Source organism: Falsiroseomonas sp. (assembly GCF_041690465.1).
In the GTDB taxonomy this organism is placed as follows: domain Bacteria; phylum Pseudomonadota; class Alphaproteobacteria; order Acetobacterales; family Acetobacteraceae; genus Falsiroseomonas.
The window spans coordinates 1-12,023 of sequence record NZ_JAWLHG010000011.1; the positions used below are offsets into that span (position 1 = coordinate 1).

Consider the following 12,023-nt stretch of genomic DNA (forward strand, 5'->3'; position numbering starts at 1 on the left):
AGCCGATCCAGCACCGCCAAGGCCGCCCCCATCGCACAGAACAGCCTTGAATCATGCCTCAATCAAATGGGGAATCCTGAGAGTCCACAGGACCTAGGGGTTCAGGTGCCGGACCGTCAGGTTGCCGCCGATGCCGAGGGTGACTTCGTGCGCACGCTCGACCGCGGCCTCGCCGTGCTCCGTGCCTTCGGGGCGAAGCGGCCGAGCCTGACCCTCTCCGAGGCCGCCAGCGCCACCGGCATCAGCCGTGCCGCGGCGCGCCGGCTGCTGCTGACGCTGGAGCGTCTCGGCTATGTCGGCAGCGAGGATGGAAGGCGCTTCGCGCTGCGGCCTGCGGTGCTCGACCTCGGCTTCACCTATCTCTCCTCGCTGCCCTGGTGGCGCAAGGCGCAGCGCCTGGTCGGGCCGCTGGCGCTGCAGATCGGCCATCCCTGCGCGGTCGGCGTGCTCGAAGGGGCGTGGGTGCGCTACGTCGCCTATGCCCAGCCGGCGCCGGTGCCGGGGCTGGAACGGTCGGTCGGCACGCGGCTGCCGGCGCATGCCACCGCGATCAGGCGCGTGCTGCTCGCCGGCCTGCCGGAATCCGAGGCGGCCACCATCCTCGGTAGCGCATCGCTGCCGCGCCTCACTCCCTGCACCGAGACCGATCCGGTGCGGCTGCTGGCCGGGCTGGAGCAGGTGCGGCGCGTGGACGCCAGCCTGGTGGACCAGGAGCTGCGGCTCGGCCTTCGCTCGCTCGGCGTGCCGATCCGCGACCGCGCGGGGGTGCCGCGCGCGGCGCTGAGTGCGAGCTTCGGCGTGTCGGAGCCTGCCGATCCCTGGATGCTGCGGGCACCGATGGCGGAGACCGCGGCGCACATCGGGCTGCGCCTGTAGGCACGCCGCGCCGGCAGCGGCGCGGAATCCAGGCTTTCTCCAGAACTCCTCAAGGTCGCCTCCAAGCGGGGGAGCGCGCGGATGGCCAGTATCCCGCCACGCCCCGCAGGGGGCCGGCGCAGAGGCCGGCCTGTGCGGGGCGGGCAGAGAGACCCCAACCCGCCCGCCGGACATCCCGGCCGGCCCACGACCAGGAGACGACCATGTCCGCCACCGCCGAGATGACCGCCCCCGCCCAGGCCAAGGCCGCCCCCGCGCCCAGCCACGGTGTGGACACGCCCACCCTCTTCGCCACGATCAATGTGGTGAAGGGCCAGCCGGAACTCGCCAGGGCGCAGTTCCGCGCGAAGAGCCAGTGGGTCTCCGGCACCCACATGCAGGGTACCATGTCCGGCTTCTTCGCCGCCGGCGGCGAGCACATGCACAAGGCTGCCTTCACCGCCGACAGCGACCACCCAGCCGTGCTCTGCGGCTCGGATGAAGGCCCGACGCCGGTGGAGTGGCTGCTGCACGGCTTGGCGGGCTGCCTCACCGCCGGCGTCGCCAACATCGCCGCGGCGCGTGGCGTGACGCTGACGAAGTGCGACGCGACCGTCGAGGGCGACATGGACCTGCGTGGGATCCTCGGCCTCTCCGACGAGGTGCGCAACGGCTACCAGGCGATCCGCATCAGCTTCGATGTCGCCGGCAGTGCGCCGCAGGCGAAGCTCGAGGAGATCGTCCGCCAGTCCGTCGCCCGCTCCGCGGTGTTCGACGTGCTGACCAACGGCGTGCCCATCGCAGTCAGCGTCAAGGGCTGAGCCGCCCGATCGGCGAAGGGCGCAGGCCGCATCGCGGCCGAGCGCCGGAGCCGTGGACCGGTCGGCCGACCAGACTTCCGCCGGCGGCCGCGTGCCGCCGGCGGGCTCCCTTCTTCCAAGGATCACCGTCATGCGCAGCACCGACGCCATCGTCATCGGCGCCGGCCAGGCCGGCCTCGCCATGAGCCACGAGCTCGCCCGCTTCGGCATCGAGCACGTCGTGTTCGAGCGCGGACGCATCGGCGAGCGCTGGCGGAGCGAGCGGTGGGACAGCCTGACGCTGCTCACACCCAACTGGATGAACCGCCTGCCCGGCCACGCCTATGCCGGCTCCGATCCGGATGGCTTCATGACCATGCCCGAGGTGATCGGCTTCCTCGACGGCTACGCGCAATCCTTCGCTGCGCCCGTCGAGGAGGGGACGGAGGTGCGCGCGCTGCGCCCCTTCATCGGCGGCTGGCTGCTGGAGACCAGCCGCGGCACCTGGCGCGCGCGGGTGGTGGTGGTCGCCACCGGCCATTGCGGCGCGCCCGCCATTCCGCGCTTCGCCTCGGCGGTGGCGCCCGCGATCCACCAGACGACCCCTTCGGCCTACCGCAACCCGGCCTCGCTGCCAGAGGGCGGCGTGCTGGTGGTGGGCGCGGCCGCCTCGGCGTTGCAGATCGCCGAGGAACTGCGCGCTGCGGGCCGCGAGGTGGTGCTCGCCGCCGGCCGCCATACCCGCGCGCCGCGCCGCTATCGCGGCCGCGACATCTGGTGGTGGCTCGACCGCGCCGGCATGCTGGAGGACAGCGCCGAGCGGGAGCCAGATATCGCCCGTGCGCGCGCCCAGCCCTCCTTCCAGCTCGTCGGCGGCACGCCGGCGCGCGACCTCGACCTTGGCACGCTGCGCGCCATGGGCGTGCGGGTGGTCGGCCGCATGCGCGGCGCCGCCGGCCGCCTGGCGCAGTTCGCCGAGGACCTGGAGCAGAACGTCGCCGGCGCGCAAAGGCCGCTGGAAAGCATGCTCGCGCGCATCGATCCGATCGCCGATGCGCTCGGCGCACCGCGCGAGGATTGGCCCGCGCCCCTGGATGGCTTCGGCCCCGGCCCGGCGCGGCTCGACCTGAAGGCCGAGGGCATCCGCAGCATCGTCTGGGCGACCGGCTACCGGCGCGACAATGCCTGGCTGCGCGTGCCCGGGCTGCTGGATGCGGCGGGCGAGGTGCGGCACCGCGGCGGCGTGACGCCGGCGCCCGGCCTCTACCTGCTCGGCCTGCATTTCCTGCGCCGGCGCGGCTCGAACCTGATCGGCGGCGTCGGCGCGGATGCCGCGGCGCTCGCCATCGAGGCGGCCGGCCATCTCGCCGCCCTGTCCGACACCAGCCGCCGCCTTGCGGCCTGACCCGAGGGAGATACCGCCATGCCCGGACCTGCCCGGCCCTACGATGCCCTGGTCGTCGGCGCGCGCTGCGCCGGCGCCGCCACCGCGATGCTGCTGGCGCGCAAGGGGATGCGCGTGCTGGTGGCGGATCGCGGCGCCTATGGGACGGAAACGCTCTCCACCCATGCGCTGATGCGCGGTGGCGTGCTGCAGCTGACGCGCTGGGGCCTGCTGCCGCAGCTGATCGAGGCGGGCACGCCGCCGGTGCGCACCACCAGCTTCCATTACGGCGAGGAGGAGGTGGCGCTCGAGCTGCGTGCCGCCGATGGCGTGGACGCGCTCTATGCGCCGCGCCGGTCGGTGCTGGACTCCGTGCTGGTGGACGCCGCTTTCGACGCCGGTGCCGAGATCCGCCACGGCGAGACCGTGGTCGGCCTGCTGCGCGACGATGACGGCCGCGTGCGCGGCGCGGTGGTGCTCGATGCCGAGGGGAACCGGCGCGAGGTCGCGGCCGAGCTAGTGATCGGCGCCGACGGCATCGGCTCCGCCGTCGCGCGCAGTGTCGGCGCGGCGACGCTGCAGGAGGGGCGGCACGCCACCGCGACGATCTTCGGCTACTGGTCCGGCATCGGCACCGAGGGCTACCAGTGGCACTACGTGCCGGGCGCGAGTGCCGGCGCGATCCCGACCAATGCCGGGCTGCACTGCGTCTTCATCGGGGTGCCTCAGGAGACCTACCGTGCAGCGCTCCGCGGCTCGCCGATGGAGGGTTTCCAGGCGGTTCTGCGCGCGGTGGCGCCAGGGCTGGCGGAGCGCGTGGCGCAGGGCAGCCGCGCCGGCGCACTTTCGACCTTCGCGGGAAGGCGGGGCTTCCTGCGCCAGTCCTGGGGGGCTGGCTGGGCGCTGGTCGGCGATGCCGGCTACTTCAAGGATCCGGTGACGGCGCATGGCATCACCGATGCGTTGCGCGATGCGGAACTGCTGGCCGATGCCGCCGCGGCGGGCACGCCGCGCGCCTTCGCGGAGTATGCGGCGACGCGTGACGCGCTCTCGATGCCGCTGTTCGAAGCGACCGAGGCGATCGCCGGCTTCGACTGGGACCTGCCGCGGCTCCAGGCACTGCACAAGGCGCTCAACCAGGCGATGAAGCGGGAGGTCGCCGAGATGGTGGCACGCGCGAATCCGGTGCTCTGGGAGGCCGCATGATGGTGACTGATCCCTGGCGCCTGACACTCGCCGGGCGCCCCACGGTCGGCCAGCGTGCGACGCGGCGGCGCACCACCGGCATGCGCGACGTGGAGCTGTTCGCGGAGATGACCGGCGACCGCAACCCGCTGCATTTCGACGCCGCGCTCGCCGCGCGCGCGCCCTTCGGCGGGCTGATCGTGCAGGGCGGCGTGACCTCCGGGCTGCTGAACGCGGTGGTGGCGGAGTCGCTGCCCGGCCCGGGCAGCGTCTTTCTCGGCACCGAGTGGCGCTTCGTGAAGGCGGTGCGCGTCGGCGAGGCGATCGAGGCGGAGGTGGAGGTGATCGCGGTGCGCGACGACAAGCCGATCTGCACGCTGCGCACCACGGTGCGCAACGGCGCCGGCGAGCCTTGCCTGACCGGCACCGCGGTGACCTGGACAGCGCCGCTGCGGGACGCGGCGAATCCCAAGGACATCTCCAGCACATCGCAAGGTGGCGTCCAAGCGCCGCCGCGCGCCGAGGACTAGCTTCCCTCTCGCCGGCCGATCCCGGCCGCGCCACGCACAGGAGACGAGACCATGCAGATGACCCAGCCCCCGATCGCGATCCGTCACCGGAGCGGTGCGGAGTGGATGAAGCACACCGCCGGCCGCGCGCTGGCCGACCGTCGCGCCGCCGAGGCGCGCACCACTCATCGCGCCGCCGAGGCGCGCGCGGCGGACGAAGCGGCCTGGCAGCTTGTGCAGGCCTTCATTCCCTGCGGCTGAGGATGATCTTCTACGCGGCGGCGGGCGTGGTCTCCGGCACGCCCGCCCGCCGCAAGCCTTCGAGGAATCGCTCGATCCGCGCCGCGTCGCGGCAGAAGAAGAAGTCGGCCCGTGCCGCGGCAATGGTGTACTCGGGATAGCGGCGACGCAGTTCCTCCACGGCGCGCCGCGCCTCCGCCTCCCGCCCCAGCAGGCCGAGCGCCGCCGCCTGCACCGCGAAGGGCCAGTGCTTCGCATTCGGCACGCGCGCCGCCTGGCGCGTCAGCGCCACCGCCGCATCCAGATCGTTCAGGAAGAAATGCGCCAGCGCCCGCGTCGAGTGGAAGCTCGCGAGATGCGGGTCGCGCGGGCTGAGGTCGGTGGCGCGCTCGATGCAGGCGATCGCCTCCTCCTCACGTCCGCAGAAGATCAGCGTGAATCCGAGCGCATACCAGGCCTGGGCGAAGCTCGGGTTGAGGTCCACGGCCTGCTCCAGCCGGGCGATCGCTTCCTCGTAGTCCTGCTGGAAGGCATGGGCACGGCCGAGCACGCAGAGGTTCATGGAGTCCTGGTCATCCAGCGCCACCGCGATGCGCGCCTCCTCCATCGCCCGCTCGATCAGCGCAGGGCGATCCGACGGCGGGCGCAGCACCGCGCTCTGCAGATAGACATAGGCGAGCGCGCCATGTGCGCGGGCGAAGCCGGGGTCGATCTCCAGCGCGCGGCGGAACATCGCCTCCGCCTCCTCCATCCCCGGCACGGTGAAGCCCCAGAGATGCCAGAGGCCGCGCTGGTAGCAGTCCCAGGCGTCGAAATGCCGCGGCGGGCGGCGCACCGCGGCCTCGCGTTCCAGCCGGGCGAGCTCGGGCTCGATGGTGGCGGCGATCTGCTCGGCCATGCTGCGCTGGATGTCGAGCAGATGCTCCAGCGTGAATTCGTGCGCGTCCGACCAGAGCTGGCGCCCGGTCTCGGCGGAGATCAGGTCGGCGGTGATGCGCACCCGTTCGCCCTGCCGCCGCACGCTGCCCTGCACGATGTAGCGCACGCCGAGCGCCGCGCCGATCTCGCGCGCATCCGCCTGCCCGTCGCGATAGGGCGCGCCGGAATGGCGGCTCAGCACGTCGAGCCAGCGATGCCGCGCGAGCAGGCGGATGATGTCATCCGTCAGGCCATAGGCGAAATACTCGGTGTCGGGCTCGGTGCTGAGATTGGCGAAGGGCAGCACGACGATCGAGGGCCGCGACTCCGAGGTTGCCGGTGATGGCGGCGGCGGCGGCGCGGGCGCGCTTTCCGGCGGGCGTTCCTCCGCTGCGGCGAGGGGTTCCGCGTCCTCGATCTCGCGCACCTCGGCGACGAAGCGGAAGCCGCGCTTGTGCATGGTGCGGATCACGTCCTGCCGGTCGCCATCGTCGCCCACCGCCTTGCGCGCGGCGTTGATGCGACTGCTGAGCGCAGCCTCGGAGACGATGCGGCCCTGCCAGATGGTGTCGAACAGCTCGTCCTTGCCGACGACGCGGTCGCGGTTGCGCAGCAGGTGCACGATGATGTCGAAGACCTGCGGCTCGACATGCACGACATCATCGCCGCGGCGCAGCTCCTGCCGCCGCAGATCGAGTTCATACGCGCCGAAACAAAGCCGCATCGCGTGTTTCATCCTCGCGGCCGCCTTCCTCCCGTCAACGGCTTAAAGCAGGCCTTCCGGCCGCCGCCATCACGCTGACGCGAGGGTAATGCGTCGGTTTCCCTGAATCCACATGCGTCGAATTCAGGAGATCTCAAGGCGCGGATCAGGGCTTCGCCAAGCGATGGCGCCGCCGTCCGGGCAGAAGGATGCGGCCGCAGCGATGCGGCTGCAACCCGAACCGAAGGACGCGACGCCATGACCCGGCACCAGAGAACCGCTTCCGCGCAGCCCGCCAAGGGCCTGCGTGTCTTCCGCACCATCGCGACGTGGCACGCCCGCGCCAGCGAGCGGCATGCGCTCGCCGCCATGGGCCATCGCGAGCTGCGCGACATCGGCCTCAGCCCCGGCGAGGCCCTCGCCGAGGCCAACAAGCCCTTCTGGGCCGCCTGACCAGGGCCTGCCCAGCTGCACGCTGCCCGGGCGCCTGCCCGGCGCCAGGCGGCCCGGGCGGGCGGAGATCCGAACCATGAGCCAGACCCTGACGCTCCCGCTGCCGCGGGCCGCGCTGACCCTGCACGTGCCGGCGGAGGCCATCGGCCTCGTCGCCGGCCTTGCCGCCGCCACCATCTGGGGCGCCACGCTCGCGATGACACGACTGGGCGTGGCCGATGCCGCCACATCGCTCGGGCCACACGACCTCGTGCTGCTGCGCTTCATCGGCCCGGCGGCGCTGCTGCTGCCGGTGGTGCTGCGCGTGCTGCCGCGCCTCTGCCGTGCCGACCTGCCGCACCTGCTGGTGCTGTTCGCCGGCGGCGGCGCGCCCTTCGTGCTGCTGGCCGGCGCCGGCATGCAGGAGGCCTCGGCGGCGGATGCCGGCGCGCTGCTGCCGGGATCCATGCCGCTCTGGGTGGCGGCGGTTTCGCTGCTGGCGGGGCAGCGCGGGCTGGCGGCCTTCTCCGCCTGCCAGCGTCTGGGCTTCGCCCTGATGGCGCTGGCCGTGGCGCTGGTGGCGGGGCCCGCGCTGCTCGAAGGGACGGGCTGGCGGGGGCCGGCCTTGCTGATCGCCGCTTCCTGGCTTGCGGCGCTCTACACGCTGGCGTTGCGCCGCGCCGGGTTGACGGCGCTGGAGGCGACGGCGCTGGTCAGCCTCGGCTCCGTGCTCGGCTTCGCGCCGCTCTACCTGCTGGCGATGGAGCCCGGAATTGGCGGCGCCGCCTGGGCGGAGATCGCGCTGCACACCGTCTGGCAGGGCGGGCTTTCGGGGCTGCTGGCGCCGATGGCCTTCGCGGTGGCGGTGGCGAAGCTCGGCGCCGCGCGGGCGGCTGCCTTCGGCGCGCTGAGCCCCGCCACGGCGGCGCTGTTCGGCCTGGTGCTGCTCGGCGAGATGCCGGAGCCGATCGTGGCGGCCGGGCTGGTCGCGGCGGGCCTCGGCGTGGCGCTGGCGACGCGCGAGGCGCGTCAGCCCCAGGGGCCGAGGAAGGTCCGGTCGTAGAGGTCGGAGAGCCGCGCGGTCGTCGGCCGTGCGGCGGGCAGGGCGCGGCCATCCACGGAGGCCACCGGCGTGAGGCCGCCGAAGGTGCCGGTGACGAAGGCTTCCTCGGCCGAATAGACCTCGGCGAGCGTGAAGTCCTCCTGCCGGCAGGCGATGCCGTGGGCGGCGCAGAGCTCGATCACCTTCGCGCGCGTGATGCCCCTGAAGCAGAAGCGGCCGGTGGAGGTGATGACGGCACCGTCACGCACGATGAAGAAGTTGGTGGAGTTGCAGCTGGCGACGAAGCCGAGCGGGTCGAGCATCAACGCCTCATGCGCGCCGGCCTGGATCGCCTGCAGCAGCGGCTGGATCAGGTTGAGCCGGCTGTGCGAGTTGAGGCGCAGGTCGAACACATCCGGCCCGCTGCAACGGAAGGTGGAGGTGAACAGCTTGAGGCCCGCGCGCTTCACCTCCGGATCGGGCAGCTTGTATTCCGCCGTGACGACAATGGTGGGCCTGCCGAGCGCATTGCGCGGGTCCTGGTGCACGGTCTTCTTCTCGCCGCGCGTCACCATCAGGCGCAGATGCGCGCCGTGTTCCATGCCGTTGGCGGCGCAGGTGTCTTCCAGGATCTTGCGCATGCCGTCCGGCGTCACGCCGATGTCGAGGGCGATGGCGCGCGCGCCCTCGTAGAGGCGCTTCAGATGCTCCTCCACCGCGACCAGGCGGCCGTGGCTTAGGCGGATGCCTTCCCACACGCCATCGCCGAGCCCGAAGCCGGCATCGAAGATCGAAACCACCGCTTCGGCGCGCGGCACCATGCGGCCGTTGAGGTAGATCAGCACCTTCTCGTTGCGCGGATCCTCGGCGGGAGTCTGGGCGCCTTTGGTTTCCATGTCTGCAATCCTTCAGAAGGCGAAGGAGGAATGGCGGCCGATGAAGGCACGCGTGCGCTCCTCGCGCGGGTGGCGCAGCACCTCCTCGGGCGTGCCCTGTTCCAGGATGCGTCCATCGTGGAGGAACAGCACGCGGGTGGCGAAGTGATAGGCGAAACCGAGCTCATGCGTCACCAGCAGCATCGTCCGCCCTTCGCGCGAGAGGTCGAGGATGACCTCCAGCACCTCGCCCACCAGCTCGGGATCGAGGGAGGAGGTGGGCTCGTCGAACAGCAGCATCTCCGGCTCCATCGCGAGCGCACGGGCAATCGCCACGCGCTGCTGCTGGCCGCCCGAGAGGCGCGAGGGATATTCGTCCGCCTTCTCGGTCAGTCCGACCTTGGCGAGGTATTGCGCGGCGCGCGCCTCGGCCTCCGTCTTGCGCAGCCCGAGCACGGAAAGCGGGCCCTCCGCCACGTTCTGCAGCGCGGTCATGTGCGGGAACAGGTTGAACTGCTGGAAGATCATGCCGATGCGGGTGCGCAGCCGGATCAGCTCCTTCTCGGCGTAGCGGATGCTGCCCTTCGTCTCCTGCCCGACCGCCTGACCGTCCAGCACAATGCGGCCGGCGCTCGGCATCTCCATGAAGTTCACGCAGCGCAGCAACGTACTCTTGCCGGAGCCGGAGGAGCCGAGGATGGCGATGCGCTCGCCGCGCGCGACGGAGAGATCGATGCCGGAGAGCACCTCCAGCGCGCCGAAGCTCTTGCGCAGGCCCTCGATGCGCAGCACCTCCGCCATGCTCAGGCTCCCTTGGCGGCGAGGTGCCGCTCGAGCAGGCTGGCGGCGACGGTGCCCGGCCAGATCAGCACGAAGTAGATGATTGCGACGACGGTGAAGGTCTCGAGCGGCAGGAAGCTCTGCGTCGCCAGGGTGCGCGCCTCGTTCATCAGCTCGTGCACGGTGATGACGGAGGCGATGGAGGTCATTTTCGCCAGCTCCACCGCGCGGTTGGTGAAGGCCGGCACCATGCGGCGGACCGCCTGCGGCAGGATGATGCGGCGCATCAGCGTCCAATACGGCATGCCGAGCGCACGCCCGGCTTCCCACTGGCCGGCGGTGATGGATTGCAGCCCGCCGCGGTAGATCTCCGCGCAATAGGCCGAGGTGTTGAGGCAGAGGCCGAGGCTGGCCGCGGTGAAGGCGCTCATCTGGATGCCGGTCAGCACGGGGAAGGCGTAGTAGAACCAGACGAGCTGCACCAGCACCGGCGTGTTGCGGAACACCTCGATATAGGCGGTCGCCACCCAGTTCAGCGCCTTGCGCGTGGAGCCGCGCGCGATTCCGAGGAACAGGCCGGCGACCAGCGCGGTGGCGAAGGCGATCAGCCACAGCGCCGCGGTCAGCCAGATGCCGCGCAACAGCAGGTCGGCATTGGCGAAGACCTCGCCGAAGGCGAACTCGTAGTCCATGTCAGCGATGCCCGCGCCGCAGCCGTACCTCGACGTGCCGCATGCCGAGGCTGGCGAGGAACAGCACGGTGAAGAAGATCACCGCTACGGCGGTGTAGATCTCGAGCGGACGGAAGCTCTGCGAGGCGATCACCATGGCGCGGTAGAGCAGCTCGCCATAGGCCAGCGTCGCGGCGAGTGCGGTGGTCTTCACCAGCTCGAAGCTGCGCTCCATCAGCGGCGGGATCATGCGGCGCACCGCCTGCGGCAGGATGATGCGGCGCATCAGCCGCGCCTCGCTCATGCCCAGCGCGCGGCCGGCTTCCCATTGCCCGCGCTCGATCGAGACGATGCCGCCGCGGAAGATCTCCGCGAAGAAGGCGCCGGACTGCACGGAGAGCGCCAGCAGCGCCGCGGCGAAGGGGCTGAGGCTGACCCCGATCAGGATCGGCAGGCCGAAGAAGTACCAGAAGAAATGCACCAGCGGCGGGGTGTTGCGATAGAACTCGATCACCACCAGCGCCGCCACCGAAGCGATGCGCGAGCGCGACAGCCGCAGCAGCGCCAGCGCCAGGCCGAGCGCCAAGCCGAGCAGGATGGACCAGGCCGACAGCCACAAGGTGTTGCCGAGCCCCTCCAGCAGGGGCCCGGCATTGCGCCAGACCGGCGAGAAATCCCACTCGTAGCCCATCAGCGGGGTGCGCTGCGCCTCAGCCCTGGCTCTGCCACATCTCCCGCATCACCGGCGGCGCCTCGGCCGGGTTCTGGCCGCGGAAGGTGAGGTAGTCCTCGTAGATCTTCTGCGTCTGCCCGGTGACGTAGAAATGCGCCAGCGTCAGGCCGAGCCAGTCGCGCCAGGACTTGTCCGGCTCCCGCCGCACGCCGGCGGAGGTGGCTGCGGCGCGGAAGGGCTGGGGTAGTACCACGCTGCCACGCCGCACGCGGGCGCGCAGCATGACCAGCGCCGGATGGAACAGCGAGATGGCATCCACCCGGCCGGCGGCGAAGGCGGCGGCGGTCTCGTCGCCGGAGGGGAAGCGCTCGATCTGCGCATTGGGCAGGCGGGCGGTGACGTCGCGGTCGGGCGAGGTGCCGAGGATGACGCCGATGCGCACATCCGGCTTGTTGGCGTCTTCCCAGTTGCGCACCGTCAGGCCCGGGCGCACCAGCAGGCCTTGCGCGTAGTAGAACATCGGCTGCACCGGGAAATCGATGGCGAGCGCACGCTGCGGCGTGGCGTCCAGCACGAACATCACGTCGAACTGGTTGGCCTGCAGCCCGGCCACGGCATTGCCCCAGGTGGTCTCCACCGGCGCCGCGCGCACGTTGAGCTCCTTGGCGATTGCCTCGCCGACGCCCCAACCGATGCCGTGCCACTGGTTAGTGCGCTGGTCGCGGAAGAACCAGGGCTCGCCGGGCGCGACGCCGATGCGCAACTCGCCCCTGTCGCGGATCGCCTGCAGCGTGCTGGCGGGCGCGCCCTGGGCGAGGGCGGGGGTTGCGATCGGCGTCGCGGCCAGCGCCGCGGCGCCGCCGCCCAGAATGGCCCGACGGCCGGAATTGCTTGGCATTGCCATGTTCTCCCTGAGGTGTCGTTGGCCGCATGTGTGGATGGGGCGGGCTGCCGCG

At 71.7% G+C, this 12,023-nt stretch carries 14 protein-coding genes; 8 read left to right on the forward strand and 6 right to left on the reverse strand.

Features of this window, described 5'->3' with window-relative positions:
* Positions 1–105: 105 nt before the first annotated feature.
* The 6 genes from ACESM1_RS12845 (at position 106) to ACESM1_RS12870 (ending at position 4,994) form a co-directional block, all read left to right on the forward strand.
* A complete protein-coding gene (locus ACESM1_RS12845; RefSeq protein ID WP_372620632.1) occupies positions 106–876 on the forward strand; it encodes an IclR family transcriptional regulator C-terminal domain-containing protein in 771 nt (256 codons plus the stop codon).
* A gap of 203 nt (positions 877–1,079) precedes the next feature.
* Positions 1,080–1,676, forward strand: a complete 597-nt coding sequence (locus ACESM1_RS12850) for an OsmC family protein (protein WP_372620633.1) — start codon at positions 1,080–1,082, stop codon at positions 1,674–1,676.
* A gap of 130 nt (positions 1,677–1,806) precedes the next feature.
* Positions 1,807–3,060: an NAD(P)-binding domain-containing protein gene (locus ACESM1_RS12855; protein ID WP_372620634.1), complete on the forward strand. Its 1,254-nt coding sequence runs from the start codon at positions 1,807–1,809 to the stop codon at positions 3,058–3,060.
* Between the two features lie 18 nt (positions 3,061–3,078).
* Positions 3,079–4,245 carry an NAD(P)/FAD-dependent oxidoreductase gene (locus ACESM1_RS12860; RefSeq protein ID WP_372620635.1) on the forward strand — a complete coding sequence of 389 codons (1,167 nt, stop codon included), beginning with the start codon at positions 3,079–3,081 and terminating at the stop codon, positions 4,243–4,245.
* A complete protein-coding gene (locus ACESM1_RS12865) occupies positions 4,242–4,754 on the forward strand; it encodes a MaoC family dehydratase (RefSeq protein WP_372620637.1) in 513 nt (170 codons plus the stop codon). The genes ACESM1_RS12860 and ACESM1_RS12865 overlap by 4 nt, the downstream gene beginning before the upstream one ends.
* 51 nt (positions 4,755–4,805) lie before the next feature.
* On the forward strand, positions 4,806–4,994 hold the full coding sequence (locus ACESM1_RS12870) for a hypothetical protein (RefSeq protein WP_372620639.1): 189 nt from the start codon (positions 4,806–4,808) through the stop codon (positions 4,992–4,994).
* 10 nt (positions 4,995–5,004) lie between these two features.
* Here the strand turns inward: ACESM1_RS12870 and ACESM1_RS12875 are convergent, their stop codons facing one another.
* Complete coding sequence (locus tag ACESM1_RS12875; RefSeq protein WP_372620641.1) at positions 5,005–6,615, reverse strand: winged helix-turn-helix domain-containing tetratricopeptide repeat protein; 1,611 nt, start codon at positions 6,613–6,615, stop codon at positions 5,005–5,007.
* 237 nt (positions 6,616–6,852) lie between these two features.
* Between ACESM1_RS12875 and ACESM1_RS12880 the strand changes: the two genes are divergently transcribed.
* Both ACESM1_RS12880 and ACESM1_RS12885 read left to right on the forward strand, forming a co-directional pair.
* Positions 6,853–7,047, forward strand: a complete 195-nt coding sequence (locus tag ACESM1_RS12880; protein WP_372620642.1) for a DUF1127 domain-containing protein — start codon at positions 6,853–6,855, stop codon at positions 7,045–7,047.
* A 76-nt stretch (positions 7,048–7,123) separates the two neighbouring features.
* On the forward strand, positions 7,124–8,089 hold the full coding sequence (locus ACESM1_RS12885) for an EamA family transporter (protein ID WP_372620643.1): 966 nt from the start codon (positions 7,124–7,126) through the stop codon (positions 8,087–8,089).
* On the opposite strand, the gene ACESM1_RS12890 is transcribed toward ACESM1_RS12885, so the two are convergent.
* The 5 genes from ACESM1_RS12890 to ACESM1_RS12910 are packed head-to-tail and all read right to left on the reverse strand — an operon-like array spanning position 8,056 to position 11,965.
* Positions 8,056–8,964, reverse strand: coding sequence for an aminotransferase class IV (locus ACESM1_RS12890; protein ID WP_372620645.1), 909 nt, complete (start codon positions 8,962–8,964; stop codon positions 8,056–8,058). The two genes, ACESM1_RS12885 and ACESM1_RS12890, sit on opposite strands and share 34 nt — an antisense overlap.
* A 12-nt stretch (positions 8,965–8,976) precedes the next feature.
* The gene (locus tag ACESM1_RS12895) at positions 8,977–9,744 is read right to left on the reverse strand and encodes an amino acid ABC transporter ATP-binding protein (protein ID WP_372620647.1); all 768 of its coding nucleotides are present in this window, start codon (positions 9,742–9,744) and stop codon (positions 8,977–8,979) included.
* Positions 9,745–9,746: 2 nt separating this feature from the next.
* Positions 9,747–10,415, reverse strand: coding sequence for an amino acid ABC transporter permease (locus tag ACESM1_RS12900; protein ID WP_372620648.1), 669 nt, complete (start codon positions 10,413–10,415; stop codon positions 9,747–9,749).
* Position 10,416: 1 nt separating this feature from the next.
* Positions 10,417–11,085, reverse strand: coding sequence for an amino acid ABC transporter permease (locus ACESM1_RS12905; protein ID WP_372620649.1), 669 nt, complete (start codon positions 11,083–11,085; stop codon positions 10,417–10,419).
* 19 nt (positions 11,086–11,104) lie between these two features.
* Entirely contained in the window at positions 11,105–11,965 is an 861-nt protein-coding gene (locus ACESM1_RS12910; protein ID WP_372620650.1) for a transporter substrate-binding domain-containing protein, read from the reverse strand.
* Positions 11,966–12,023: the final 58 nt, after the last annotated feature.